This is a genomic window from Stutzerimonas stutzeri (assembly GCF_038561965.1).
In the GTDB taxonomy this organism is placed as follows: Bacteria; Pseudomonadota; Gammaproteobacteria; order Pseudomonadales; family Pseudomonadaceae; genus Stutzerimonas; species Stutzerimonas stutzeri_AA.
The window spans coordinates 2550620-2577077 of the sequence record NZ_CP139348.1; the positions used below are offsets into that span (position 1 = coordinate 2550620).

The 26458-nt window shown below is 61.4% G+C and carries 28 protein-coding genes and 2 tRNA genes; 10 read left to right on the forward strand and 20 right to left on the reverse strand.

Annotation, left to right across the window (positions count from 1 at the left end; genetic code table 11):
• Nucleotides 1-71 precede the first annotated feature (71 nt).
• The 6 genes from SM130_RS11485 to SM130_RS11510 form a co-directional block, all read right to left on the reverse strand.
• On the reverse strand, nt 72-635 hold the full coding sequence (locus SM130_RS11485; protein ID WP_102825904.1) for a TetR/AcrR family transcriptional regulator: 564 nt from the start codon (nt 633-635) through the stop codon (nt 72-74).
• A gap of 2 nt (nt 636-637) precedes the next feature.
• The gene (fabF, locus tag SM130_RS11490; protein WP_102826135.1) at nt 638-1921 is read right to left on the reverse strand and encodes a beta-ketoacyl-ACP synthase II; all 1284 of its coding nucleotides are present in this window, start codon (nt 1919-1921) and stop codon (nt 638-640) included.
• A gap of 50 nt (nt 1922-1971) precedes the next feature.
• A complete protein-coding gene (locus SM130_RS11495) occupies nt 1972-2814 on the reverse strand; it encodes an oxidoreductase (RefSeq protein ID WP_256044909.1) in 843 nt (280 codons plus the stop codon).
• Nucleotides 2811-5900, reverse strand: coding sequence for an efflux RND transporter permease subunit (locus SM130_RS11500; RefSeq protein ID WP_102825902.1), 3090 nt, complete (start codon nt 5898-5900; stop codon nt 2811-2813). Before SM130_RS11500 ends, SM130_RS11495 begins: the two co-directional genes overlap by 4 nt.
• The gene (locus tag SM130_RS11505; RefSeq protein ID WP_102825901.1) at nt 5897-7012 is read right to left on the reverse strand and encodes an efflux RND transporter periplasmic adaptor subunit; all 1116 of its coding nucleotides are present in this window, start codon (nt 7010-7012) and stop codon (nt 5897-5899) included. The genes SM130_RS11500 and SM130_RS11505 overlap by 4 nt, the downstream gene beginning before the upstream one ends.
• Nucleotides 7013-7085: 73 nt before the next feature.
• A complete protein-coding gene (locus tag SM130_RS11510) occupies nt 7086-7703 on the reverse strand; it encodes a TetR/AcrR family transcriptional regulator (protein WP_102825900.1) in 618 nt (205 codons plus the stop codon).
• A gap of 100 nt (nt 7704-7803) precedes the next feature.
• Between SM130_RS11510 and SM130_RS11515 the strand changes: the two genes are divergently transcribed.
• The 5 genes from SM130_RS11515 (at nt 7804) to SM130_RS11535 (ending at nt 12827) form a co-directional block, all read left to right on the forward strand.
• Nucleotides 7804-9258: an efflux transporter outer membrane subunit gene (locus SM130_RS11515; protein WP_102825899.1), complete on the forward strand. Its 1455-nt coding sequence runs from the start codon at nt 7804-7806 to the stop codon at nt 9256-9258.
• A 766-nt stretch (nt 9259-10024) separates the two neighbouring features.
• The gene (locus SM130_RS11520) at nt 10025-10432 is read left to right on the forward strand and encodes an antitoxin Xre-like helix-turn-helix domain-containing protein (RefSeq protein WP_102825898.1); all 408 of its coding nucleotides are present in this window, start codon (nt 10025-10027) and stop codon (nt 10430-10432) included.
• Nucleotides 10432-11118 (forward strand): RES family NAD+ phosphorylase, encoded by a 687-nt coding sequence (locus SM130_RS11525; protein ID WP_102826134.1) that lies wholly within the window; start codon nt 10432-10434, stop codon nt 11116-11118. The genes SM130_RS11520 and SM130_RS11525 overlap by 1 nt, the downstream gene beginning before the upstream one ends.
• Nucleotides 11119-11254: 136 nt before the next feature.
• Nucleotides 11255-11434, forward strand: a complete 180-nt coding sequence (locus tag SM130_RS11530) for a hypothetical protein (protein WP_102825897.1) — start codon at nt 11255-11257, stop codon at nt 11432-11434.
• A 139-nt stretch (nt 11435-11573) separates the two neighbouring features.
• Nucleotides 11574-12827, forward strand: a complete 1254-nt coding sequence (locus SM130_RS11535; RefSeq protein ID WP_102825896.1) for an alginate export family protein — start codon at nt 11574-11576, stop codon at nt 12825-12827.
• Nucleotides 12828-12865: 38 nt separating this feature from the next.
• On the opposite strand, the gene arsJ is transcribed toward SM130_RS11535, so the two are convergent.
• From arsJ to SM130_RS11575, 8 genes are all read right to left on the reverse strand, one after another.
• Complete coding sequence (arsJ, locus tag SM130_RS11540; RefSeq protein ID WP_102825895.1) at nt 12866-14080, reverse strand: organoarsenical effux MFS transporter ArsJ; 1215 nt, start codon at nt 14078-14080, stop codon at nt 12866-12868.
• A 198-nt stretch (nt 14081-14278) separates the two neighbouring features.
• A complete protein-coding gene (locus SM130_RS11545; protein WP_102825894.1) occupies nt 14279-15283 on the reverse strand; it encodes an ArsJ-associated glyceraldehyde-3-phosphate dehydrogenase in 1005 nt (334 codons plus the stop codon).
• A 25-nt stretch (nt 15284-15308) separates the two neighbouring features.
• Entirely contained in the window at nt 15309-15635 is a 327-nt protein-coding gene (locus SM130_RS11550; protein ID WP_102825893.1) for a YnfA family protein, read from the reverse strand.
• Between the two features lie 10 nt (nt 15636-15645).
• Nucleotides 15646-16143, reverse strand: coding sequence for a dual specificity protein phosphatase family protein (locus SM130_RS11555; RefSeq protein ID WP_102825892.1), 498 nt, complete (start codon nt 16141-16143; stop codon nt 15646-15648).
• Nucleotides 16144-16165: 22 nt separating this feature from the next.
• Nucleotides 16166-16879 carry an arsenical resistance protein ArsH gene (gene arsH / locus SM130_RS11560; RefSeq protein ID WP_102825891.1) on the reverse strand — a complete coding sequence of 238 codons (714 nt, stop codon included), beginning with the start codon at nt 16877-16879 and terminating at the stop codon, nt 16166-16168.
• An 18-nt stretch (nt 16880-16897) separates the two neighbouring features.
• Complete coding sequence (locus SM130_RS11565; protein ID WP_102825890.1) at nt 16898-17368, reverse strand: arsenate reductase ArsC; 471 nt, start codon at nt 17366-17368, stop codon at nt 16898-16900.
• Nucleotides 17369-17381: 13 nt separating this feature from the next.
• Complete coding sequence (locus SM130_RS11570) at nt 17382-17738, reverse strand: metalloregulator ArsR/SmtB family transcription factor (protein ID WP_102825889.1); 357 nt, start codon at nt 17736-17738, stop codon at nt 17382-17384.
• A 12-nt stretch (nt 17739-17750) separates the two neighbouring features.
• Nucleotides 17751-18164 (reverse strand): arsenate reductase ArsC, encoded by a 414-nt coding sequence (locus SM130_RS11575; protein ID WP_102825888.1) that lies wholly within the window; start codon nt 18162-18164, stop codon nt 17751-17753.
• A gap of 195 nt (nt 18165-18359) precedes the next feature.
• Here SM130_RS11575 and SM130_RS11580 point away from each other — a divergent pair, with 195 nt between their 5' ends.
• The 5 genes from SM130_RS11580 (at nt 18360) to SM130_RS11600 (ending at nt 22575) form a co-directional block, all read left to right on the forward strand.
• Nucleotides 18360-19445, forward strand: coding sequence for an ArsO family NAD(P)H-dependent flavin-containing monooxygenase (locus SM130_RS11580; protein ID WP_102825887.1), 1086 nt, complete (start codon nt 18360-18362; stop codon nt 19443-19445).
• A 43-nt stretch (nt 19446-19488) separates the two neighbouring features.
• Nucleotides 19489-20568 carry an ACR3 family arsenite efflux transporter gene (gene arsB, locus SM130_RS11585; RefSeq protein ID WP_102825886.1) on the forward strand — a complete coding sequence of 360 codons (1080 nt, stop codon included), beginning with the start codon at nt 19489-19491 and terminating at the stop codon, nt 20566-20568.
• A gap of 93 nt (nt 20569-20661) precedes the next feature.
• Entirely contained in the window at nt 20662-22038 is a 1377-nt protein-coding gene (locus SM130_RS11590) for a permease (RefSeq protein WP_102825885.1), read from the forward strand.
• An 8-nt stretch (nt 22039-22046) separates the two neighbouring features.
• On the forward strand, nt 22047-22277 hold the full coding sequence (locus tag SM130_RS11595) for a thioredoxin family protein (protein ID WP_102825884.1): 231 nt from the start codon (nt 22047-22049) through the stop codon (nt 22275-22277).
• A gap of 115 nt (nt 22278-22392) precedes the next feature.
• Nucleotides 22393-22575, forward strand: a complete 183-nt coding sequence (locus SM130_RS11600; RefSeq protein WP_102825883.1) for a PLD nuclease N-terminal domain-containing protein — start codon at nt 22393-22395, stop codon at nt 22573-22575.
• Here the strand turns inward: SM130_RS11600 and SM130_RS11605 are convergent, their stop codons facing one another.
• The 6 genes from SM130_RS11605 to gacA all read right to left on the reverse strand — a co-directional run bounded on the left by SM130_RS11605 (nt 22576) and on the right by gacA (nt 26298).
• Nucleotides 22576-22821, reverse strand: coding sequence for a hypothetical protein (locus SM130_RS11605; protein WP_102825882.1), 246 nt, complete (start codon nt 22819-22821; stop codon nt 22576-22578).
• A gap of 153 nt (nt 22822-22974) precedes the next feature.
• Nucleotides 22975-23048, reverse strand: a tRNA-Cys gene (locus SM130_RS11610).
• 46 nt (nt 23049-23094) lie between these two features.
• Nucleotides 23095-23170: transfer RNA gene (locus tag SM130_RS11615), tRNA-Gly, on the reverse strand.
• 68 nt (nt 23171-23238) lie between these two features.
• Nucleotides 23239-23796 (reverse strand): CDP-diacylglycerol--glycerol-3-phosphate 3-phosphatidyltransferase, encoded by a 558-nt coding sequence (gene pgsA / locus SM130_RS11620; protein WP_102825881.1) that lies wholly within the window; start codon nt 23794-23796, stop codon nt 23239-23241.
• A gap of 34 nt (nt 23797-23830) precedes the next feature.
• Entirely contained in the window at nt 23831-25654 is a 1824-nt protein-coding gene (gene uvrC, locus SM130_RS11625; protein ID WP_102825880.1) for an excinuclease ABC subunit UvrC, read from the reverse strand.
• On the reverse strand, nt 25654-26298 hold the full coding sequence (gene gacA / locus SM130_RS11630; RefSeq protein WP_003284948.1) for a response regulator transcription factor GacA: 645 nt from the start codon (nt 26296-26298) through the stop codon (nt 25654-25656). The genes uvrC and gacA overlap by 1 nt, the downstream gene beginning before the upstream one ends.
• Nucleotides 26299-26458: the final 160 nt, after the last annotated feature.

Sequence of the window (26458 nt, forward strand, 5' to 3'; positions counted from 1 at the left end):
AAAAGCGGACATCCGCATGAATCTCTAAAACGAGGGACGAATCAGCTTGAGTGAAACTCATATCGGGCGACTCATGCGTAGGCTTGAGCGAACGTTTCCACAGCAGCAGTGAGACGGGATTCATTCACCGACATGGGGTTGCTGCAATCGAGGCTTCCCACCGCCAGCAACAGAAACTGGATGGCAGCCTGCCCGGGATCGGTGCAGCGGGTAGACTGGGATAGGGCCTTTTCCAGATAGCCCTGGTACGAACGATAGCGTTGTCGCCAACGCTTCTGTGGAATCCGGTTGGAGCGCAGCAGTATATGGGTGAGCGCATGAAAGGCCGGATGCTCGCTTTGCTGCAGCAGTTCACTTGCGACTTTCTCTAGGCAGGCGCGCAACCCGCCCTTCGCCTGGCTCGACAGTTTCGGCTCCGGCAGTTCCTCCAGCCAGTAATCCATAACGGCCCGGAAAAGCTGCTCCTTGTCACCGACATACGCATACAGGGTAGCCTTGGTCACCCCGGCGGAATCAGCGATGGCCTGCATGTTCGCCAGCTCGAAGCCGAACACCGTGAATACATCGCTCGCCGCCCACAGTATCTCCCGCCGGCGTCTGTCGCGACGCGCGTCCTTCTGCGCGGGTTGGCTCATGCTCAGGGCTTCCAGCGGCGGAACAGCAGGCTGGCGTTGACGCCGCCGAAACCGAAGCCGTTCGATAGTGCGTAATTGATCGGCATGTGCCGGGCGTTCAGGGCGACCAGGTCGAGCCCGGCGGCCGCATCGTCGGGGTTGATCAGGTTCAGCGTGGGCGGGACGACCTGATCACGTAGCGCCAGAACGGTGAAGATGGCCTCGACCCCACCTGCGGCTCCCAGCAGATGCCCGGTACTGGACTTGGTCGAGGCAATCGCCACCCCCGATCCACTGCCGAACACTGAGCGGATGGCCGCCAGCTCGCCACGGTCGCCCACTGGCGTGGAGGTCGCATGGGCGTTGATATGCTGCACCTCACTGGCCTCGATGCCGGCTTGTCGCAATGCCAGTTCCATGGCGCGGCGAGCGCCGTCGCCGTTCTCGGGGCCGGCAGTCAGGTGATAGGCATCGGCGCTGGTGCCATAACCGACCAGCTCCGCCAACGGCTGAGCGCCGCGGGCCAACGCATGCTCCAGCGATTCAATCACCAGCAGACCGGCACCCTCGGCCATGACGAAGCCATTTCGATCACGGTCGAACGGGCGCGACGCTTCCTGAGGACGGTCGTTGAAGCCGCTGGACAGCGCACGCGCGGCGGCGAAGCTGCCGAGCGTGACCCGATGGATCGCGGCTTCGCTCCCGCCACACACGGCGATATCCGCTTCGCCGCTACGGATCAGTCGGGCCGCATCGCCGATGGCTTGCGCACCGGCCGCGCAGGCGGTCACCGGTGCCCCAAGCGGCCCTTTGAAGCCGTGCCGGATTGACACATGACCGGCGGCCATATTGGCCAGGAATGAAGGCGCGGTGAATGGCGAGAGCCGGCGCGGGCCGCGATTGTCCGTAGTGCGGACTGCCTCGGCGATGGCACCGAAGCCGCCGACACCGGAAGCGATGAGGGTGGCGGTGCGCTGCCGCTGCGCCTCGTCTGCTGGATGCCAGCCAGCCTGTGCCAGGGCTTCCTCGGCGGCAACCAGGGCAAACTCGATAAAGCGATCCATCTTCTTGCGTTCCTTGGCGGCGATGGTTCGCTCCGGGTCGTAGCCGGCCTGTTCATCTTCTTCCAGCGTGGGCACCCGTCCGCCCACCGCGCAGCCGGTGCCTTCGGTTAGCTCGGCAGGCAACGCACGAATGCCCGACTGCCCGGACAGCAGTCGCGACCAGACCGTCTCGCTGCCACAGCCCAACGGGCTGACCACACCGGTTCCCGTGACCACGATGCGCACGGGGTTTTCTCTATGCATTGCCATATCTCGCTCCCGGTAAAGCTGATGAAGGGGTAGCCGAAGCGCTCTCAGCCGATGCCAAAGGTCTTGCGCAGACCGGCATCGACCGGGCCAGCCGGCATAAAGCGGCGCAACCTGCTCAGCAGAGAGGCCTCGCCGTTGGGCGTACGCCGCATTCTCCAGATGCCCAAAGCGGCCTCGACAATGGTCAAGGCGACCTCATCGGGCTGTGGTGCTTTCTGAACATTTTTTTGGATGGCCTGGGAAACGACGCTGCGCTCGCTGTCGTAGGCCGGAATTCTCAAGGCAGCCTGGGGTGCGTTGAGGTCCAGGTTGGTTTTGGTGAAAGACGGCTCGACCAGCGCGACGCGAATGCCGAACTTGCGCACCTCGTGATCGAGTGTCTCGGACAGCCCTTCCACGGCATGCTTGGAGGCCGAATAAAGCCCCATGTACGGTGCCGGAAGGAAACCCAGCACCGAGCTGACGTTGACGATGCGCCCGCAGCCTTGCTTACGCATGTACGGCAGTACCGCCTGTGTCGTGCGCAAGATGCCCAGAACGTTGGTGTCGAACAGCGACTGGGCCTCGGCAATTGAGGTTTCCTCCGTCGCGCCGAGCAGGGTCACACCGGCACTGTTGACCAGCACGTCGATGCGCCCCGCCTGGGCGATGATGGCCTGGATTCCCTGCCCCACCGACGCGTCGTCACGGATATCCATCTCGACCAGCTCCACACCCGCGATTGGTTGTGCTTTGACCGTGTTGCGCACGGTGCCGAATACCCGGCAACCGCGTTTGGCAAACCGCTCTGCGGTGGCGCGGCCGATGCCCGAAGACACGCCGGTGATAACGACAACGGTGGAAGTCGACATGTTGGTTCCTCTCGCTAAATTGGACGCGGGTTTCATGCAGGCTGCGCCGCCATAAGTGGGCTATGACTGACGGGCTTGATGCCGAACCAGATGGCGTACATGGCCGGCAGGAACACCAGGGTCAGTACGGTGCCTGCCAAGGTGCCGCCGATCAGGGTGTAGGCGAGCGTTCCCCAGAACACCGAATGGGTCAGCGGAATAAAAGCCAGGATCGCCGCCAACGCTGTGAGAATCACCGGTCGGGCGCGCTGCACGGTGGCCTCGACCACGGCCCGGAATGGATCGAGACCGGCTTGCTCGTTGTGATGAATCTGTCCGATCAGGATCAGTGTGTTGCGCATCAGGATGCCCGACAGGGCGATCAAGCCGACCAGCGCATTGATGCCGAATGGCTGCTGAAACAGGATCAGCGTCGGCACCACACCGATCAGCCCCAGCGGGCTGGTCAGAAAGACCATGACCATCGCCGAGATCGAGCGCACCTGCAGAATAATGATGATCAGCGTGGCTGCCAGCATGATCGGAAACAGCGGCAGCATGGCCACCATCGCCTTGCCCGATTCCTCGATGGAACCCGCCTCCTCGATGCGGTAGCCGCTCGGCAGTATCGCCATCAGGGGCAGGAGCTGCCGGGTAATGGCCGTCGACACATCCGGCGGCTGCAAGCCCTCGGCGATGTCGCCGCGCACGGTGATGGTCGGCATGCGGTCGCGCCAGCGCATGATCGGCTCTTCCATGCGCACATCGACCTCGCCGACCTGCGACAGCGGGATACGTTGCCCGTCGGCACCGGCCAGGGTGAAGTCCATGACCCGGGTGGGATCGAAGCGGATATCCCCAGCCGCACGGGCCATCACCTGTACCGTACGGATGTCCTCACGCACGGCGGTGATGGGCACGCCGCTGAGCAGGAACTGCAGTTGCTCGGCAACGGCACTGGAGGTCAGCCCCACGGCCTGCAGGCGATCCTGTTGCAAACTGAAGTGCAGGGTGGGCACGCGGGTGCCCCAGTCGCTATTGACCGTGCGCATCAGCGGACTGGAATCCATCACTTGCTGCACCTCGGCGGCGATTTCGCGCAGCTTGTCCGGGTTCGGGCCGGTGACCCGGTAGGCAACCGGGTATGGCGAGTACGGGCCGAACACCAGTTGGGTGACACGCACACGCGCCTCGCTGGCCAGGCCCTCGGCGATCGCCTGGCGCAGCCGATGTTTCAAGGCCTCACGCTCGTCCTGGTTGTCGGTACGGATAACTATCTTGGCGAACGACGGATCGGGCAGCTCCGGCCCCATGGGCATAAAGAAGCGCGGCGCACCCTGGCCGATGTAGGCCGTGACTATCCTGGCCTCTTCCTGCCGGGCCAGCCAGGCCTCGACCTTCTCCGCGGCGGCGCTGGTCTGGGCGATCGAGGTGCCATAGGGCATCTGCACTTCCACCAGCACTTCGGGTCGGTCGGAGATCGGGAAGAACTGCTTCTTGACCAGCCCCATGCCCAGTATGGCCGCGACGAACAGCCCGACCACCGAGCCGGCGACCAGCCACTTGTGGGCGATGACACGGCTCAGCAGTTGGCGAAAGCGGTTGTAGCGCGGGGTGTCGTAGATCGCCGCATGGCCGCCCTCGACCTTCCTGATGTTGGGCAGCAACTTGACCCCGAAGTAAGGGGTGAACAGCACGGCGACCAGCCAGGACGCGATCAGCGCGATGCCGACGATCCAGAACATGTTGCTTGTGTATTCACCCGCCGTGGAACGGGCGAAGCCATTGGGCATAAAGCCGACCGCGGTGACCAGGGTGCCGGACAGCATCGGTGCCGCGGTGTGGCTCCAGGCGTAGGCAGAGGCTTGAATGCGGCTGTAGCCCTCTTCCATCTTCACCACCATCATCTCGATGGCGATGATGGCGTCGTCCACCAGCAGACCCAATGCCAGAATCAGCGAGCCCAAGGTGATGCGGTCGAAGTTCTTACCGCTGGCCGCCATCACCACGAAGACCATCGCCAGGGTCAAGGGCACGGCCACCGCGACCACCACGCCCACCCGCCAGCCCATGCTGATAAAGCTCACGAGCATGACCACCAGCAGCGCGACGAAGAACTTGACCATGAACTCGTCGACCGAAGCGCTGATATTGACGGCCTGATCGGTGACCTTGCTCAGGCTCATGCCCAGCGGCAGCTCGGCGTTAATGGCACCCATCTCGTCGTTCAGCGCCTTGCCCAGGTCGAGGCCGTTCCAGCCTTCGCGCATGACGATGCCCAGTAACAAGGCCGGTTCACCGCCATTGCGGATCAGGAAGGTCGCCGGGTCTTCATAACCGCGCGTGACCGTGGCGACATCCGACAGTTTCAGCGTCCGGCCTTGTGCCACCACCGGCGTGTCGCGGATCTTCTGCAACTCATCGAAAGCCCCGTCCAGGCGCAAGAACACCTGCGGGCCCTTGGTTTCCACGGAGCCAGCTGGCGTCAGGGCATTCTGGCCATTGAGCGCGGCGAACACTTCCTGCGGGCCAATGCCCAGGGTGGCCAGGCGCTCATGGGAGAACTCGACGAAGATGCGCTCGGCCTGCTCGCCGATGATGTTGACCTTCTTCACCCCCGGCACATGCAGCAGTCGCTGGCGCAGCGTATCCGCGTCGCGCACCAGCAGGCGCTGCGGTTCGCCCTTGGCCTTGAGCGCGAACAGGGCGAAGGTGACGTCGGAATATTCGTCGTTGACCAGCGGGCCGATCACGCCGGCCGGAAGCGTCTTGGCCTCGTCGCTGATCTTCTTGCGGGCCTGGTAGAACTCCTCCGGCACCTGCGAGGGCGGCGTCGTGTCGAGCAGCGACAGGGTGGTGAACGCCAGGCCGGGTCTGGTGTAGGTCTCGCTGCGGTCATACCAGCGCAGTTCCTGCAGGCGTTTTTCGATCTTCTCGGCGACCTGGTCCTGCATTTCCTGGGCAGTGGCACCCGGCCAGGCGGTGACGATGGTCATCACCTTGACCGTGAAGGCCGGATCTTCCGCCCGCCCCAGCTTGAAGAAGGCGACCAGCCCCGCCAGGGTGATCAGGCACACCATAAACAGGGTGATGGAGCGCTCGCGTACGGCCAGCGCCGAGAGGTTGAAAGGACTCTCGCTCATGGGCGGACTCCTTGGGCCGCCGCGATGGCAGGTTGGCCAGCCACCCGCACCTGCTGTCCTTCGCGCAACAGATGCGCGCCGAGCGCAACGATCTGCTCGCCTTGTTTGAGCGGACCAGTGACGCGCGCGAGCTCGTCATTCATGTGCTGCAGCACAACCGGCTGCCAGGACACCTGCGCCGGGTCACCTTGGATGACCCAGACCCCCGGCCCCTTGCCCGCGTCGTGCAGGGCACCGATCGGTACCTGCAGCTCGTTTGCCCCATGCGCCTGCCCGTTGGCTATCTGCAAGGTGATGGTGGTGCCCAGCGGCGCGTTGGCCAGTTCGCCTTCTAGTACGTAGCGCGCTTCGAAGGTACGGGTCAGGCGGTCGGCGACATCCGAGAGCTGGCGCAGACGGGTCGCCACGCTGATGTTGTCTTTGCCAAAGAGCGTGGCCTGGGCGGCAGAACCGACCGCAGGACGCAGGGTTTCCGGCAACTGCACGATCGCCTCCCGTGGCCCGGCATGCGCCAGTCGCACCACAGCCTGCCCAGCACTGACGACCTGACCGGGCTCGACCAGGGTTTCCATGACGATGCCATCGGCATCGGCCAACAGTTCGGCATAGCGCGTCGCATTGCGGGCCACTTCAGCCTGGGCCTCGGCCGCACTGAGCTGCGCCCGGGCCGTATCCGCCGCGGCCTTGAACTGATCGTAGGCCGACGCCGATACCGCGCCGGTGCCGCGCAAGGCGCGATAACGGGCTTCATCGTCAATGGCCTGCTGCGCTCGCGCTCGCGCTGCGGCGACCGTTTCGCGCTGCGCATGGGCGGCGAGCTTCAGATCGACGGGGTCGAGGCGCAGCAGTACCTGGCCGCGCTTGACCGTTTGACCGGTATCCACCTGCCGCTGCAAAACCTTACCGGACACCCGAAAGCCCAGATCGCTCTGCACCCGGGCGGCGACTATGCCGGTAAAGGAGCGCGACCCGGAGACTGCCCCCTGGACGATGGCGACACGCACCAGCGGCGCGTCAGTACGTGGATCGGATGGCGCTTGTTCGCTGCAGGCGACCAGCGCAAATGGCATCACGCCGATAAGAGTGGACAAAAGGAGGCTGCGCCGACGCATGAGGAACCCATCGCGAAGTAATAGGGAGCCTCACTTTGAATCTAGTGACCAATTTAGTCAATAGTCACAATCGCTATGGAGACAGGCTGCGCAGTATCAGACTGGACAGCAGGGCCGGCGCCTGGTCGGTGTAATCGAGGCCGTGCTGCAGGAGTAGCGGGTTGAGGTAGGGGCGCATAACCAGATGGATCGCCATCACGGCTTCATCAAGGGGCGTCTTGCGCTCGAAGTCGCCGCATTGCCGGCCTTGCTGCACGATATCCTGCAGCAATTCCCGGATCCGCCCGTCATAGGCGCGCGCCGCCTGCCAGTTCTCGGTCGCCGCCGAAGCGGCGATTTCGAAGAGCTTACGGTCCTGGAAGAACAGGCGCAGGCCCGATTCCACCAGCGCCTTGAACATCCGTCGCAGCTTCTCCGGCGGGTGCTCGGCCTCAGCGACGGCGGCTCTGATCTCGGCCTCGATCTGGCTCAGGCAGCCCGCGCAGATCATCTCGCCGATGGCCTGCTTGGACTCGAAGAACTTGTAGATATAAGCCTTGGAAAAGCCGATGGCTTTGGCCAGATCGGAGACCGTGGTCTTTTCGTAGCCATAGCGACTGAAGTGCTCGGTAGCCGCGGCCACGATCTGATCACGCACCTCATGGTCCACCGGACCACGCGCTGTAACTTTGGGAGAGGGTGTCTTGTTCATGGGGCATAGCCTACAGAGCAGTCGGTATATGGACAACAAGTGACTAAAATGTATTATGGTCACTTGTTGAATTTCCACCTTGCCCAGGAAGAAGATACCCATGCCATCCAAGCGCACCCTCGCCGTACTGATCAGCGCCAGTCTCTCGGCAGGCTGCGTGGTCGGCCCTGACTACAGCCGCCCCGAGCTCTCCATGCCGGAAGACTTCATGGGCCAGGCAGCATTAGATCAACGGAGTGCTCACCCCAACGCTGACCTCATCGCCTGGTGGGCCGGATTTGCCGACCCGCAACTGACTCGCCTGGTGACCCTGGCGCTGGAGCAGAACCTCGATCTTGCCCAGGCCGCCGCTCGCGTCGCCCAGGCCCGTGCAGGCTTAGGGGCAGCCAATGCTGCATTATTACCCTCCGGCTCGATCAGCGGCCAAACAGGCAGAGCCTACCAATCGGTTGAAACACCGCTGGGACAGGTGCTGAGCTCGACGCCCGGCTTCGACCGCTACGGCAACGCCCATGAGGCCAATCTCGGCGCGAGCTGGGAACTGGACGTTTTCGGCGGCCTGCGGCGTGACCGTGAAGCGGCGCTGGCTGACTATCAGGCTTCGGCGGCAGGTGCCGCTGCGACCCGGCTAGCCGTGGCGGCGCAGACCGCCGATAGCTATATCGCCATCCGCGGATTGCAAGCCCGCATCGCCGTCGCCCGCCAGCAAGTGCAGACGCAAGAAGAGCTGCTGGCAACGATCAACCTGCTGTACAGCCAGGGGCTGGCTGCCGAGTTGCAGCTGTATCAGGTCGAGGGCGCGCTTGCGCAAGTGCGGGCATCCGTACCCGTGCTTGAAACGGGCCTGGACGCGGCGATGAATGCGCTGGATGTGATGCTGGGCACGCCGCCAGGCACGCATCGCTCAGACCTGGCCAAAGCCGCTGCCATCCCGGTTGCCCCACAAATTGCGGCGGCGGGATCGCCGGGCGAGCTGCTAAGACGCCGGCCCGATCTGATGGCGGCCGAGCGTCGACTGGCCGCTGCAAACGCGCGAATCGGCATCGCCATCGCCGAGTATTACCCCAAGCTTTCCCTGAGCGGGTTGATCGGCAGCGCGACATCGGTGTCCGGGGGCAATCTGTTCGGCAGCGGTGCCAGCCAGGCCGCCGGCGTGCTTGGCCTGCGCTGGCGGCTGTTCGATTTCGGCCGTATCGACGCACAGATAGACCTGGCCAAGGGTCAGGAAGCCGAGATGCTGGCGGCTTATCGACTGGCCGCCCTGCGGGCCACCGAGGATGTGGAAAACGCCTTCTCAGCCCTGGTCAAGCGCGAGCTGCAGACAAGTTTGCTCGAGCAGGGTGTGGGTTCGCTTGCTCGTGCGCGGCAAGCGTCCTTCGCTTCTTATCAGCAAGGCATCGTCAGCCTGATCGAGGTGTTGCAGGCCGACGAGAACCTGCTGCGTGCCTCCGACGCGCGGGCCCAGGCGCAAACTGAATCGGCACGCGCCGCGGTCGCGGCTTTCAAAGCCTTGGGTGGCGGCTGGGACGCCCCTCAGTCGGTTGCAAGCAACTAATCGTTGTTCTCCGGAAAAGGTGGACATATGGGGCTCTCAAAATCGCCCCTGATTGTGTAGAAACATCCGGGTGGCTTCTGGACTAGCTCCGCTCTATCCACTCCCCACTGCCCGCTTTTGGCCGAAAGCAGCCTTACAATGGACGAGTCCGTCTCGCAAATCTGGAGCGTCTTAAGGGCATCAATCGAGACGCGCACATTACCGAGCCTATCCCTTAGATCTCGACGGGTGATTCCATTAAGTAGAAGCTGATGCAGGGCTTTCTCCGAATCTGCTCCAAGGGCAACAGTGAGCAATATGGATGGCCAGCGCGACGAGTGAGTATGAGAGGGACATGACGGTGCCTTCCTACGGGTTCAGGAGATCTCGAAACAAAATGAAAATCTGTTAGCGCTGCATCCGCGCGGCAATCGACACCTTTCAGCCTCACCGCAAATCCCTAGTTTCAAAGCGGCCTTGGTGATTGCGGAACGTTCAGGCTCTGCTGGACCTACTGCTTTCAGCAAATTGTCGTGATTCCGGTGATGATGGAATTAAAGCCTCTCGACGTCGCGGCCTGGCCTCAGAGGGATTGATACCAAACTGTTTACGGAAAGCCGTGGCGAAATGGCTGGCATTGGCGTGCCCGGCTCAAGCCCAGCACCACCAGCGCTACCCACAGCCACAGCGAGTGACACGCCTTATGGAGATACTTTCGCGTTGCATTTTATCTACAGATACAAATAGTGTTATTGTGCTCCTGTAGATTCAAATGAGGTGATCACATATGAGCGCGACTCTTCTAGAAGCTGTCACCTTTACCAAGGATCAATGCGCCACTGGCTTGCGTGCCGCGGTAAACATTCTTGATAGATGGCAGGCGACTACCGAACAGGCATGCCGAATTCTGCGTATCTCTCGCAGCACCCATGCTCGAGCCAAGCTGCGCAATCCGGATTGGTCGGTCAGTCTGGACCCGGATCAGATGCAGCGGGTGAGCTTCATCCTGAACATCCACGCAGCGCTGCGGCTGATATTCGACAATCCCGAAAACACCTATGGCTTCGCGGCGATGCCCAATCACAACGAATTCTTCAACGGGCGTTCGCCGCTGGATGTCATGGCGCAGGGCGACATGATTTCGCTCTATGAGTCGTTCCGCCGAATCGATAGCTTGAGGGGCGCACAGTGGTAGTGCCGCAACGGTTGCCGGTCCGGCCGGAAGGCAGGCTGCAGGCGTACCGGTTGGTCAACTCGAAATTCCCACCCATTGATCTGTTCGATGATGTGGCCGATGCCGATGAGTTCGAAGTGCTCTATCAGCTACAGGCTTTGACCAACCCGCGGCTGCACAACGAGACCGGCCGCCTCGAACTGATCCCGCGACCGGAAATCCCCTTTGGCATTCCCGGCTGCTCCTACGCCACAGCGCCCTTTACCCACGTAAATCCGGCGGGGTCACGCTTCAGCGATGGCAGCTACGGCGTGCTCTATCTGGCCGATAGCATGGAAACCGCGCTGGCCGAGGTTCGTCATCATCAGGAGCTGTATTGGTCCAACATCCACGGGCTCAATTTCGAGCGCTTCGTTTTTCGCGGGCTGTCGTGCCAATTCAATGAGGCGGGGCTGCTGGACGCCACCGCTATAGCGATGACGAACCCGATTTACGATGGCGCGGATTACTCCGCAAGCCGCCAGTTCGGCCGCCAGGCCAGACAGGATGGATTTCCCGGATTGCGCTACCACTCCGTGCGCAAGCCAGGCCAGCATTGCTGGGCGCTGATGACGCCGCGCTGTGTGCTCTCCATCATCCAGGCCGCCCACTACGAGATGATCTGGAACGCCGGCATCACCAGTGTCAGTGCAATCGGCGAGGTCTGATTCGCAGGCGACTGCCACCGTTCATCTGCCGGTTTGATGCTGCCAAACCGTTGTAACAAACCCCGCGCATTCTCTGCTCATGGACTCCCCATGGCGCACGGACGCTCCACCGAACTCACCACGTGAGGACGCGAACATGAGCAAGCGATCACTCGAAGATCTGGTTACCCGGTCGGACATCAGCGCACTCCAGCCGATGGCTCACTGGCGTCGTGGCCGCCGCAACGCACAGGACAAGTCCGGGCCGAATGCCGCTGCGCTGATCCAGCGTGCCGCGCACGACATCGGCATGCTAAGAGCTGCCCTGCCCCGCTAACCGTCCGCAAGGCTCCCATAAGGCTACCGGGGCGCGCCAACAGGTCCGCCCCAGGGTCTTTTTCCGTCCTTGACTGCTGTCAATGGCAAAAATAGTAAGCAGCCTATCGTTCGCTCCGATGTCAACCAAGGAGCGGCACATGAAGAACCTGCATCCACATCATCTGACTCCCTACCTGCTGAGCGCCGGACTGTTATGCAGCCCTGCAGTCTTCGCCCAAGAGAACTTCAGCACGTTATTCACCGACGCAAAGCCGATTCTGGATTTGCGCTATCGCTACGAGCATGTCGACCAGGACAATGCACTCAAGCACGCCAACGCCCAGACGCTGCGTACCCGCGTCGGCTTTCAGACCGGCAAGTGGTACGGCTTGTCGGCCCTGGTCGAAGCAGACAACGTAAGTCGATTGGGTGATGCCGCCTACAACAGCACACGCAACGGCCAGACTGACTACTCGGCTGTACCCGACCCTGATGGCAGCGAAATCAACCAGGCACTGTTGCGTTATGACCATACCCTTGGCAACGCGGTCGCTGGTCGTCAGCGCATCAACCTGGACAATCAACGCTTCGTCGGTGGCGTCGGTTGGCGGCAAAACGAGCAGACCTACGACGGTGTGCTGGCCCAGCTGCAACCGCTCGATAAGCTGACGCTGACCTACGCCTACCTCGACAACATCAACACAATCTTCGGCCCGGGCGACAACCGTTTCGACAACCGCGCCAACCCGGCCAACATCGAAGGCCACAGCCACCTGTTCAACGCCCGCTATGCCCTTGCGCCGGAACTGAACGTCACGGGCTACAGCTATTTACTGGGTCTCGATAACATCGCCACTGCGCCCGCCGCAGCGCTGGGCACCCTATCCAGCAAGACCACCGGCCTGCGCCTGAACGGTGCCGTCCAAGGCATCAGCTACGCGCTTGAATATGCACACCAGCAAGACTACGCAGGCAATCCGCAGGAGCTGAGCAGCGAGTACTACCTGGCCGAGCTGGGTTATGCGGTACAAGGTGCAACAGTGAAAGCGGGCGTTGAGGTGCTGGGCGGCGACTCGGGGCCGGGCAATCGTGCCTTCCAAACCCCGCTGGCCACCAAACACGCTTTTCAAGGCTGGGCGGATACCTTTCTGCTGACACCGGCAGACGGTGTGCAGGACGTCTATCTCGGCGGCACCCTACCGTTGTTTGGCGGCACGTTGCAGGCCTGGTACCACGACTTCCGCGCCGAGCGCGGCAGCCAGCAGTACGGAGAAGAGATCAACATCGGCTACAGCCGCGCCATTCCGCTGGTCAAGGGGCTGGTCGCAACGGTCAAGTATGCTGGCTACGACGCGGATGACTACTCGGTGGACACTGACAAGCTCTGGGCACAGCTGCAGTACACGTACTGAGCGATGCAGGTCGGGCGTCGCTCCGCCCGACCTGCCGACTACTGCGCATGACGAGGTAAGCGCAGCGAGATGAGCGCAGCGAGCAGCACGAACAATGACGAAACCCACAAGCAGGCCTGCAACCCGTAGGCCTGGAACACCCAGCCGGACAGCAAGGTGCCGATCAGCCGGCCCATGGCGTTGGACATGTAGTAAAAGCCCACGTCCAGCGAGACGCCGTCTTCCTTGGCATAGCTGACGATCAGGTAGCTGTGCAGCGAAGAGTTCACCGCGAACAGTGCGCCGAACAGCAACAGCCCGCCGATCAACACCCATTGCGGCGAAGCATCAGTTGTCAGGCCTATCGCAATCGCCGCGGGTAGCGCCGCCAACAGAGCAGCCCAGATGAAGGCAGCGCGTCCGTCAGGAACCTGCCCACTACGCTTGCCGGTAATGGCCGGCGCTATCGATTGGACGATGCCGTAGCCGATAACCCAGCAGGCCAAAAAGCCGCCGACCATCCAGAAACTCCAGCCAAACACGGTACTCAGATACACCGGCAGTGCGATGACGAACCACACGTCGCGCGCCCCGAAGAGAAACAACCGCGCCGCAGACAGCACATTGATCGCCTGGCTTTTGGAGAGGATGTCCTTGAATTTCGGTTTGGCCTTCGCCTTGCCAAGATCCTTTTTTAGCAGCACCAGGCTGCAAAGCCAGATCACCGCCAGCACCGCAGCCATCGCCAACACCGCACCGGCGAATCCAAGCAGTGTGAGCAACGCGCCGCCCAGGAAGAATCCGACACCCTTGAGCGCATTTTTCGAGCCAGTGAGGATGGCGATCCACTTGTACAGCGTGCCCTGCTGGCTATCGGGCACCAGAAGCTTGATCGAACTCTTGGCCGACATCTTGTTTAGGTCCTTGGCGATGCCGGACAGCGCTTGCGCGCCCATCACCCAGGGAACCGTCAGCCATGCAGCCGGCACGGTGAGCATCAGCAGCGCCACGACCTGCATCGCCAGGCCGAGGTTCATCGTCCGATTCAGCCCGAGCCGCGCACCGAGGTAGCCGCCGACCAGATTGGTGATGACACCGAACACCTCGTAGAACAGAAACAGCGCCGCGATCTGCAGCGGTGAGTAGCCCAGCGCATGGAAATGCAGCACCACCAGCATGCGCAGGGCACCATCGGTAAGCGTGAACGCCCAGTAGTTACCGGTGACGATCAGGTACTGACGCACCTCGGGAGATAGTCGCGCAAGGGCTTGCATGGCGGGTTCCGGTTTGATTGATCAGGTGTATTGCGTAGCCAGATTGGAGAGGAGCGACGGCGTGGCAAGTCGAGAAAAAGAGAGATGGGGTAAAGCCCACCCATCGAGTCATAGATTTGTCGGGTGGGCTCCAGCCCACCACCCTGCCGACCTTCCATAACCCGCACCGCTCTCAGCAAAGCGCCACTCAACGGCGCATCACACGGCCAATCCCACCTTGCGTGCCAGTTCGACGGTCCGGTTGGCGTAGCCCCATTCGTTGTCGTACCAGGCATAGATCTTCACCTGGGTACCATTGACCACCATGGTCGACAGCGCATCGATAATCGACGAGCGTGGATCGGTGCGGTAATCGATGGAAACCAGTGGCCGCTCCTCGTACCCGAGAACCCCCTTTAACTCGCCATCAGCCGCCGCCTTGAGCAGCTGATTTACCTCGACAGCATCGGTTGCGCGCTCCACCTCGAACACGCAATCGGTCAGCGACGCATTGGCCAGCGGCACGCGTACGGCATGACCATTCAGCTTGCCGCGCAGCTCAGGAAAGATTTTCGCGATGGCGGTGGCCGATCCGGTGGTCGTGGGTATCAGGCTCATGCCTGAGGCGCGCGCGCGACGCAGATCCTTGTGCGGCTGGTCGAGAATGCTCTGTGTGTTGGTCAGGTCGTGAATCGTGGTGATCGAGCCGTGGCGGATACCCAACTGCTCGTGGATGACCTTGACCACCGGCGCCAGGCAGTTGGTGGTGCAGGAAGCCGCGGTGACGATGCGATGCTGCGCCGGATCGAACAGACCATCGTTGACGCCCATGACGACGTTCAGTGCACCTGGCTCCTTCACCGGCGCGCTGACCACCACACGTTTCACGCCCTGATCCAGATATTGCTGTAGCACCGCGACGGTCTTCATCTTGCCACTGGCCTCGATGACCAGATCGCAGCCCGACCAGTCGGTATCGGCAATGGTCTTGTTGGCACTGACCGTAACCCGCCGCCCGTTTATCACCAGGCAGTCGCCCTCGGCACCCGCTTCGTACTGCCAGCGGCCATGGACGGAATCGAAGTTCAGCAGGTGGGCATGAGTAGCCGCATCGCCCGCCGGATCGTTGATCTGAACGAATTCCAGCTCGGGCCAATCCCACGCGGCACGCAATGCCAGACGTCCAATGCGGCCGAAGCCGTTGATGCCCACTTTGATACTCATGCAAGACTCGCTTTCGAAAGGTGAATCAGGGGGTTCGTGGCGCAAACATGATGATCGCCATGCCCAGCAACGCCACGGCGCAGCCAAGCAGGTCCCACCAGGTCGGGCGAACGCCGTCGACCAGCCACAGCCAGACCAGCGCCACGCCGACATACACACCGCCGTACGCCGCATACACACGCCCGGCAGCAGTCGGATGCAATGACAGCAACCAGGCGAACAGCGCCAGTGAGAGCGCCGCCGGCACCAGCAACCAGATACTCTTGCCCTGTTTCAACCAGAGGTACGGCAGGTAGCAACCGACGATTTCTGCGACCGCGGTGATCACGAACAGGCCAAGCGTATTCAGCATGCTGGCCTCGTCATTCGCCGAAGCGCTCTATCCAGCTCAGATGCGCCGGATGCTGGATAGCCTTGGGACGCAACGCCTGGACACTGGTGATGGCGGTTTCGCGCGGCACTTCCCGATCCATCAGGATGCGCGCCGCGATCAAACCGGTACGCCCGGAGCCACCTTTACAATGAACGGCAACGCTTTTCCCGGCATTCAGCAGTTCATTGATTCGGGCTGCGGATTGCCCCCAGGCCTGATCGAAATCCGCGAGCGGTACTTGCTCGTCGGCCACAGGCAAATGGAACCACTCGAGGTTGCGCTCGTCGCACAGCTGGGACAGCTGCGTCGCTTCGTTACGCGCCAGCTCTTCAGCAGGCATCAAGGTGATCAGCGCCTCGGCGCCAGCCGCTTGCAACGTGGCCAGCGCCTCGTCGACGCTGGTGTCCTTGCTGCCGGGGCAAGGCGTGAAGATCAGCTTGGCAGCGCTGCCTGGAACATCGAGAACGTCATAGGGATGGTTGGACACGCGGGCGACTCCTGAATGAAAGTCAGATGGAGCGTTGATTAACGCGACGGGACAGCGCTTCGGCCGACTCCTTGCGTTCCGAATAGCGATCGACCAGATAGCCGGCCCGGCCGCGCAGCAGCAGGGTGAACTTGATCAGCTCCTCCATCACGTCCACCACGCGGTCGTAATAGGCCGACGGCTTCATCCGTCCGGCGTCGTCGAATTCGAGAAAGACCTTGGCTACGGAGGACTGGTTGGGGATGGTGACCATGCGCATCCAGCGGCCCAGCACGCGCATCTGGTTCAGTGCGTTGAATGATTGCGAGCCACCGCTGACCTGCATGATCGCCAGCGTCTTGCCCTGGGTCGGCCGCACCGCGCCAATGGCCAGCGGCACCCAGTCGATCTGCGCCTTGAACACCGCGCTCATCGAGCCGTGACGTTCTGGCGAACACCAAACCTGCCCTTCCGACCACTGCATCAGCTCGCGCAGTTCCTGAACCTTCGGGTGGCTGTCTGGCGCATCGTCCGGTAACGGCAACCCTGCCGGATTGAAGATACGCGTCTCGGCGCCGAAACGTTCGAGCAAACGCGCGGCTTCCTGCACCAGCAGGCGACTGAAGGAGCGCTCCCGATTGGAGCCATAGAGCAACAGAATGCGCGGTTTGTGCTCCAGATCTGCCGGCAGGTCGAGCTTGTCGAGGTCAGGCAAATCCAGCAGATCGGAGTCGATGTTGGGTAGATCGTCGTTCATCAAATTTCTCCTGCAAGTTCAAAGCGTGCCGATGCGAGCCAACTCCGTTTTCAGCGCAGCGGCATCCAGCTGGGCGAGCGGCAGTGCGAGAAACGCTGCGATACGGCGCTTGAGACTGGCCAGAGTCGCATCGAACGCCGCCTCGACTTCCTCAAGGCTTCCAACGCTCTCGGAGGGATCGGCAAGCCCCCAGTGCGCCTTGGTGGCCGGCCCGAAGTACACCGGGCACGCCTCACCGGCGGCCTTATCGCAGACGGTGATGACGAAGTCAGGATTCAGCACCTGATGCGCGTCGCTGCTCTTGCTGTACAGCCCGTCCGCCGAAATCCCTGCTCGCGCTAGCGCTTCAAGCGTCAGCGGATTGATCTCGGCTCTTGGCTCGCTGCCAGCACTGAATCCGCGCAAGCCGGCTGGCGCGAGGTGATTGAACAGTGCCTCGGCAAGAATGCTGCGGCAGCTGTTGGCGGTGCAGAGAAAAAGAATCTTCATGGTGGTCCTTGATTCAGGCACAGGAACTCGCGCGCTCGGGGCGGTTACGCATATGTTCGAGGCGCTGCACGTTGTCGCTTAGCCAGTTCTTGTTGGCCGTCAGGATCGGCTGCAGCATGTCGGTGACCCAGTCAGGCAGGTGCGGATGGAGCCGGTAATAAACCCACTGGCCCTGCCGGCGGTCTTCCAGAATTCCGCATCCGCGCAGCAGCGCCAGGTGCCGAGAGATCTTCGGCTGGCTTTCATCCAGTGCGCAGGTCAATTCGCATACGCACAGCTCGCCTTCACGGGCGATGAGCAATGCGATCCGCACGCGGGTCTCGTCTGCCAGGCATTTGAATACGGTGGTGGGTGTCAGGTGCTCGACCATTGATTTGCCTTCTCAACGCTTGTTCTTGACCAGCACGAACATCTTGATGCGTTCGTGTATCTCGTGAAGGGTGTGCCGGTAGGCATCCGGTTGGTCGCTAGCCGCGGGGTCTTCGAAGTTCCAGGCGATGTATTCACCGGCGCCAGGCAGCGCATGGCACTCCAGCGATGACTTGTCACACAGCGTGATGACGAAATCGAACTGCTGCCCTTCCAGCTCCGCCAGTGCTTTGCTGCGCAAGCCGGCTGACGCAACACCCAGCTGCTCGAGCGCGGCCAACGCGTGTGGATCGACCTGCGTAGGGGCAGTGCCCGCACTGAATGCCTCGAAGTGATCCGAATCGGTATGCCGTAACAGCGCCTCGGCGAGCTGAGAGCGCGCCGAATTGGCAACGCAGACGAACAGGACGCGAGCTTTGTAGGCCATGAAGCGGATCTCCAAAATATATGCCTGGGAGAATATATTGTTTATCGAATAAGTATGTAAAGCGCCAGGTCGTCCTAGCTTTCTAACCTAGCTATGCTGTACAGAGCATCGATTTGTTCAGCCAGAGCAATAGGCGTATATTCCATAAAACATATATAGCACTGAACGAATATTAGTCTTTACGGGAGCCGCTTGATGACAGCGCCCAACGTTCTCGATGTGATCATCATCGGCGCCGGACAGTCTGCTCTGACATCCGCGTATTTCCTGCGTCGCACATCGCTGTCCTATCTGCTGCTCGACGAGCAATCCGGCCCTGGCGGGGCCTGGCTGCACGCTTGGGAGTCGCTGAGGTTGTTCTCACCTGCTGCCTGGAGCTCAATTGCCGGCTGGCAAATGCCTGCTCCAGCGGAACCGGGCAATCCAACGCGCAACGACGTTATCGGTTATTTGCGACATTACGAAGACCGCTACCAGTTCCCAATCCAGCGACCGGTCCGCGTCGATGCGATCAATCGCGTCGACGATCTCTGGCAGGTGCAAGCCGGCGATCGGCACTGGCTGGCTCGTGCTGTCATCAGCGCAACTGGCACCTGGAGCAAGCCATTCATTCCGGCCTATCAGGGTCGTGAGGATTTCCAGGGTCAACAGATCCATTCGGCTCACTACCGCGATTCGGCTTCCTTCGCAGGTAAACGGGTAATGGTGATAGGCGGCGGCAACTCCGGCGCGCAAATACTTGCCGAGGTATCGAAAGTCAGCGAGACACTCTGGATCACCCAGGAGGCACCGGCGTTTCTGCCCGACGACGTCGATGGGCGCGTACTGTTCGAGCGCGCCACTGCGCGCTGGAAGGCTCAGCAGGAGGGGCGCAGCATCGACGAGCCGGTAGGCGGCTTCGGTGACATCGTCATGGTGCCAGCGGTACGCGAAGCCCGTGAGCGCGGCGTACTGGTGGCCGAACGCCCCTTTGCTCGCTTCACCGGAACGGGCGTTGAATGGACGGATGGGCGTCGCGAGGAGCTCGACGCGGTGATCTGGTGCACCGGTTTCCGCCCGGCGCTGGATCATCTGCGTCAACTCGGCCTCGTCGAGGCAGATGGCAAGGTGCAGGTGGAAGGTACCCGTGTCGCGACGCAGCCCAATCTCTGGCTGGTGGGCTACGGCGACTGGACCGGCATGGCTTCAGGCACGCTGATCGGCGTCACGCGCACGGCGCGAAGCACCGTTGAACAGGTCGCGCAGGCACTTGCCACGACGCCATCACAGAACCCGCAGTAATACGAACGCAACCCGATCATCATGCGAAAAGGTGTACTTAGCGATGTCCAGTCAATGTGAAGTAGTCGGCAAGAAAGCCGCCGGCGCCCCGCTCGGATTTTTCGAGCGTTATCTGACGCTCTGGGTTTTCCTCTGCATCATTGCCGGCACCCTGCTCGGTCTCAGCCTACCCGACGCCGCGCAAGCCGTCGGTGCGCTGGAAGTCGCCCACGTGAACATCCCGGTCGGCCTGCTGATATGGGTGATGATTATTCCGATGCTGATGAAGATCGATTTCTCCGCTCTGCGAGAGGTCTATGCGCAGCGGGCGAGCATGGGCGTCACGCTGTTTATCAACTGGGCGGTGAAGCCATTCACCATGGCCCTGCTCGGCTGGGTATTCATCAAACACGTGTTCGCACCGTGGCTACCGGCTTCCGAGCTGGACAGCTACATGGCCGGCCTGATTCTGCTCGGCGCCGCGCCTTGCACCGCGATGGTCTTCGTCTGGAGCAATCTCTGTAACGGCAACGCCAATTTCACCCTGACCCAGGTCGCGCTGAACGACGTGGTGATGGTGTTCGCCTTCGCGCCAATCGTCGCGCTACTACTCGGCGTGTCATCGATCCCGGTGCCCTGGGACACCCTGCTGCTTTCCGTAGTGATGTACATCGTCATTCCGCTGGCCATCGCGCAATTCATCCGCGCGCGATTGATGAAACGGGGGGATCAGTCTTTCCAGGCGGCGCTGACGAAGGTTCAGCCGTATTCCATCGTGGCGTTGCTGGCGACCCTGGTTCTACTGTTCTCATTCCAGGGCGAAGCGATCGTTGCCCAGCCCTTGATCATTGCCATGCTCGCGGTACCAATCCTGTTGCAAACACTGTTCATTGCAGGGCTCGGCTACTGGCTCAATCGTCGCTTTCAGGTTCGTCACGATGTTGCGGGCCCCTCCGCAATGATCGGTGCCTCGAACTTTTTCGAGCTGGCCGTTGCCGTCGCCATCGTGCTCTATGGCTTCAATTCAGGTGCCGCTCTTGCGACCGTGGTTGGCGTATTGATCGAGGTACCGGTCATGCTCTGGCTGGTGCGCAGCATCAACCGCAGCCGTGATTGGTACAACCGAGCACTACCGGCTGGCTGAGCAAGGAAACACTCACCAGCGCTTGACCCTGATCAGCCAGGCTGCGCGCAGGCTGGCTACTATCGATGCAGTGGCCTGAGAGGAAGCACAGACATGGACGGCCCTGCGCAAGAACAGCCTGCACCAATCCGTAACACACCACCTTCGCTGCGGGCGCACTTGGGTGACTTCTGGCGGGGCCATCCCACCGAAGCCAAGGTACTGCTCGGCATGTGCGCGGCGTTCCTTGCGATCTTCTTCCTGCCGATGGGCCAGCCGCGTTTCGAAAACGCGGTACTGGAAGGCTTGCGCCTGACGCAGTGGTACGCCCGGGAGCATGTAATCCTCTGTTTGCTGCCGGCGTTTGTTATAGCCGGTGCGATGGCGGTCTACATCAGCCAGGGCGCGGTGATGAAGCACCTTGGCCCGGCTTCGCCGAAGCCAGTGGCGTTCGGTGTGGCATCCGTCGCCGGCACGCTGCTGGCGGTGTGCTCCTGCACCGTATTGCCGCTGTTCGGCGGCATCTACAAGCGCGGCGCCGGCCTCGGTGCGGCAATCGCCTTTCTCTACTCCGGGCCGGCGATCAATGTCATGGCCATCGTGGTCACCGCCAAGATACTGGGCGCCGAGCTCGGCATTGCTCGCGCAGTTGGTGCGATCGTGTTCGCACTGGTAATCGGCGCCATCATGCACCTGCTCTACCGTCACGAAGAGGCCGCACGCGCTGCCAAAAGTGCCCGCGGCTTCGCCGGTGCCGACAGCGAACACCCCCTCGGCGACATCGTCGCTTTGTTCAGCTTGATGATTGGCATCCTGGTATTCGCCAACTGGGCCAGTGCGGAGAACTCGGCCTGGATGGCCGTGCATGCCTGGAAATGGCCAATCACCGCAACGCTTGCGATCTTGCTGGCGACATTGCTGGTACGCCGCTGGAAGTGGTCGGTACAACCGCTGCTCGTGATCGGCGCGCTGGTCGCTGCGAGCGCTCTGCTCGCGCCGCAATGGCCTGAGCTCGCCATGATCATAGGTATCGCGGGATTGATGCTGCAGGCCAGTCGCGAGAATGCGGCCGGTCAGGAATGGGTTGGCCAGAGCTGGGACTTCACCAAGCAGATCATGCCGCTACTGCTTGGTGGAGTGCTAATCGCCGGCATGCTGCTTGGCAGGCCCGGCCACGAAGGGCTGATCCCCAGCGAATGGGTGGTCTGGGCTGTAGGCGACAACAGTTTCACCTCCACCCTCCTCGCCTCGGTCCTCGGCGCATTCATGTACTTTTCCACCCTGACCGAGGTACCCATTGTCGAGGGTCTGCTGGGCGCGGGCATGGGCAAGGGCCCGGCGCTGGCGATCCTGCTGGCCGGGCCTGCATTGTCCTTACCGAACATGCTGGTGATTCGCACCGTGCTCGGCACCCAGAAAACGATCGTGTACTGCTCGCTGGTGGTGGTTATGGCCACGCTCAGCGGCTATCTCTATGGCCAATTGATGTGAGAACGACGATGAAACTGACTGTTTATGGATCAGGCTGCGCCAAGTGCCAGCAACTCACCGCCAACGCCGAAGCAGCCGCGCGGAGGCTCGGGCTGGAGTTCCAGGTCGAGAAAGTCACCGACGTCAACGCCATCATCGACGCGGGCATCATGCGCACCCCAGCACTCGCAGTGGAAGACGACATAGTCGTCGAGGGCAAGGTGCCGAGCAGTGATGAGCTTCAGCAGTTGCTTGGCTGAGTGATCGCCTCGTCTCCGTGCGGCAAATGCAGCACGGCTTCGTCGAACGGAACCGTCCTGTGCAGTTCACGGCCTCATAAGTGAACTGTCAGGAGAGTGAGAAGTGTCCGATACGATGACTTACCTGGCCATTGCGGCCGCTGTAGCTGTGATAGCGCTGAATCTGCTGGCGATCATCAGCGTATTCAAAAGTGAGCGAACAGTAGGCGCAAAGGCACTCTGGGCGATTGGCATCGCCGTTTTCCCGGTGCTGGGCCTGCTGTTCTGGCTGCTGGTAGGGCTACGCCGATCGCGTTGATCAGGGCTTCAGACCCAACAGATACAGCGCCCGGCCGAGCACTCTTACCGAATCGGCGTGCTTGCCGGCCTGATGCAACTGCTCGCCCTCGGCGCGCAATTCGCGCACCTGTTGCAGGGTCGCAGCGTCCTTTGGCGGATTGGTCTTGAGCTGCTCGTCGATCTTGGCCATATCCATTGGGCAGTGCATCGCCAGCAGCGGCGAACTGAACAGGACGGCAAAGGCAAAAGCTGTGAGGCGTCGCATGGCTATTCTCCGGCGCAAGAGGCGCTCACGAAGTATAGATAGCCTTTGCGGAGTCGCCGGCTGATGAACACGTTGTTGATGCCCGAAGAACTCAACATTCTTTCGCGCAAAAGAAAAAGCCCCAAGCAACGAGTTGCTTGGGGCTTTTCAATATGGAGGCCGATGTCGGAATCGAACCGGCGTACACGGATTTGCAATCCGCTGCATAACCACTCTGCCAACCGGCCTCAAAACGAAGGCGCCGCATAACATCTGCGGCGCGATCTTACAAACTGGAGCGGGAAACGAGACTCGAACTCGCGACCCCGACCTTGGCAAGGTCGTGCTCTACCAACTGAGCTATTCCCGCATCGTCTTGGTGACGGGCGCCATTCTATACGATCGGATGCTGCCGTCAACCCTTTGATTAAAAAAGTTTTATTTCTTTTCGGTGGGACTCAGGTGCGGCCATGCCGCCATCAGGTAATTGATCATCGACCACAACGTCAGGCCCGCCGCCACGATCAGCAATGCATAGCCGGAGCCGACCCAGATCGTCGGTTGCGGCGGGTTCGCCAATAGAATCACCAACGCGACCATTTGCGCAGCGGTCTTCCACTTGCCCAGGTTCGAGACCGCCACGTGGGCCCGAGCGCCCAGTTCGGCCATCCATTCGCGCAGCGCCGAGACGACGATCTCCCGGCCAATAATGATCGCAGCAGGCAACGTCAGCCAGAGGTTCGAATGCTCTTCGACCAACAGCACCAACGCGACGGCAACCATCAGCTTGTCGGCGACCGGGTCGAGAAAGGCCCCGAACGGCGTGCTTTGTCCCAGCCGCCGGGCAAGGTAGCCGTCCAGCCAGTCGGTCAGCGCAGCCACGGTGAATACTGCGCTCGCGGCGAGGTAGCTCCAGTAGAACGGAAGATAAAAAAGCAAAATAAAAACAGGTATCAGCAGCACGCGTAGAACGGTGAGCAGGTTCGGGATATTCATCGGTACCACTGATCGGCGGAATTCGGGGGACAGTCTACTCACTGTGCAGAGCGGCATAAATCGACTCGGCAAGCTTTTTACTGATACCGGGGGCCTTGGCGATCTCGTCGAGGCTGGCCCTGCACAGTTCCTGAAGACCACCAAAATGCGTCAGCAGTTCGCGACGACGCTTCGGGCCAATGCCCGGAACCTCCTCCAGCGTTGAGGTTCGACGCGTTTTTCCGCGCCTGGCGCGGTGGCCGGTGATGGCGAAACGGTGGGCTTCGTCGCGCACCTGCTGGATCAGATGAAGCGCCGGTGAGTCCGCGGGTAGCGTGAACTCGTGGGCCGCATCGTTGAGGTAGAGGGTTTCCAGCCCCGGCTTGCGCGTCACCCCCTTGGCTACGCCGAGCAGGATCAGTTCCGGCACGGCAAGCTCTTCGAGTACCTCGCGCGCCATGTTGAGCTGACCCTTGCCGCCATCGACCAGCAGGATGTCCGGCAGCTTGCCCTCGCCTTCCGCCACCTTGCGAAAGCGTCTGGACAGCGCCTGATGCATCGCCGCGTAGTCATCGCCTGCGGTGACACCTTCGATGTTGTAGCGGCGATAGTCGGATTTGAGTGGGCCTTCAGGACCGAACACAACGCAGGAGGCTACCGTCGCCTCGCCACTGGAATGGCTGATATCGAAGCATTCCAAGCGCTGCGGTGGCTCGTCGAGATCCAGCGCCTCAGCCAATGCTTCGAAGCGTGCAGACAGATGCTGACGGTTGGCCAGGCGCGCGCCCATCGCCTGCTCGGCGTTAGTCAGCGCCAGCTGCTGCCAGCGCGCGCGCGTGCCACGCACGCGATGAGTGATGGTGAGCTCGACGCTGCGCAGCTCGGAAATGGCGTTGATCAGCGTAGGGAAATCTTCGTGCACAGCGTTGACGATCAACTCGGCGGGCAAATCGCGCTCGGCAGCGCCCAGGTAGTACTGCTCCAAAAAGGCCTGCAGCACCTCGCTGACGCTCTCTTCGATCGCCACCTGCGGGAAGAAATTCTTGCTGCCCAACACACGGCCGCCGCGTACGGTGATCAGATGAACGCAGGCACCGCCAGGGCTGACTACCGCGGCGACGATATCCACATCACCGGTGCCGCCTTCCATGCTCTGCTGGTCCTGCACACGGCGCAGGATGCCGATCTGATCGCGGATTTCGGCGGCGCGCTCGAAATCCAGGTTCATCGCCGCCTTTTCCATATTGCGCGAGAGCTCTTCAGACAACGCATTACTGCGGCCTTCAAGGAACATCACCGAATGGCGTACGTCTTCGGCGTACTCGTCCGCGTCCACCAGATTCACGCAAGGCGCCTTGCAGCGTTTGATCTGGTACTGCAGGCACGGCCGTGTGCGGTTTCGGTAATAACTGTCTTCGCATTGGCGCACGAAGAAGGCCTTCTGCAGCAGACTCAGACTCTCGCGAATCGCCCCGGCGCTGGGATAGGGTCCGAAGTAACGTCCCGGCTCTTTCTTCGCCCCACGATGGATGCTCAGCCGTGGAAAGTCGCCCGCCGAGAGGAATACATAGGGATAGGATTTATCGTCGCGCAGCAGGATGTTGTACGGCGGGCGCCACTGCTTGATCAGGGTCTGCTCGAGCAGCAAGGCTTCGGTTTCGTTCGCGGTGATGGTGGTTTCCACCTGCGCGATCTTCGCCACCAGCGCAGCGGTTTTCGGCGCCTGGCCGGTCTTGCGGAAATAACTGGCCAGTCGTTTCTTGAGGTTCTTGGCCTTGCCGACGTAGAGCAGCTTGGCCTGCGCATCGAACATGCGATACACGCCCGGCCGGCCGCTACAGGCCGCCAGGAACGCCGATGAGTCGAAGGCTTCTGTCATCAGTTGACGGTGTCGACCATCCCGTGGCGAACCGCCAGCAGGGCGAGCTCGACATCACTGGTAATCGATAGCTTTTCGAAGATGCGATAACGATAAGTGTTGACCGTTTTCGGCGAAAGACAGAGTTTGTCGGAGATGCTCTGGACCTTCTGACAGTTGGCGATCATCAGCGCAATCTGGATTTCGCGCTCGGATAACAGGTCGAACGGTGACTCGCTAAGTTGCGGCTGAAACGACTTCAGGGCCAGCTGCTGTGCGATCTGCGGGCTGATGTAACGCTGGCCGCCGAAGACCATACGGATCGCCTGCACCATTTCCTCCAGCGCAGCGCCCTTGGTCAGATAGCCAGCTGCCCCAGCCTGCAAGAGGCGTGTCGGAAAAGGATCTTCTTCGCAGATGGTTACGGCAATGACCTTCAGATCCGGATAGCTGCGCAGCAACTTACGGGTCGCCTCAAGGCCACCGATACCCGGCATCTTGACGTCCATGAGGACAACATCGGGCTTGAGCTCACGCGCTTTGCGAATGGCATCTTCGCCACTGTCCGCCTGGCCTATCACCTGCAGCCCTGAGATATCGGCAAGCATGCGACTGATGCCCGTGCGAACCAGATCGTGGTCATCGACCACCAGCACCCTAATCAAGCAGACACCTCATTGACCGTATTGAAAGCTGGCTGGCTGCTCGCTTTTTCAGAAGCGAACTCTATCAAAAAAAAGATCGACCTGGCCGATCAAGACGCGGCTAACTGATCGAGATCATAAGTAGGGACCGTAAGCCGACGAACTGCATGCTGAACGCCGA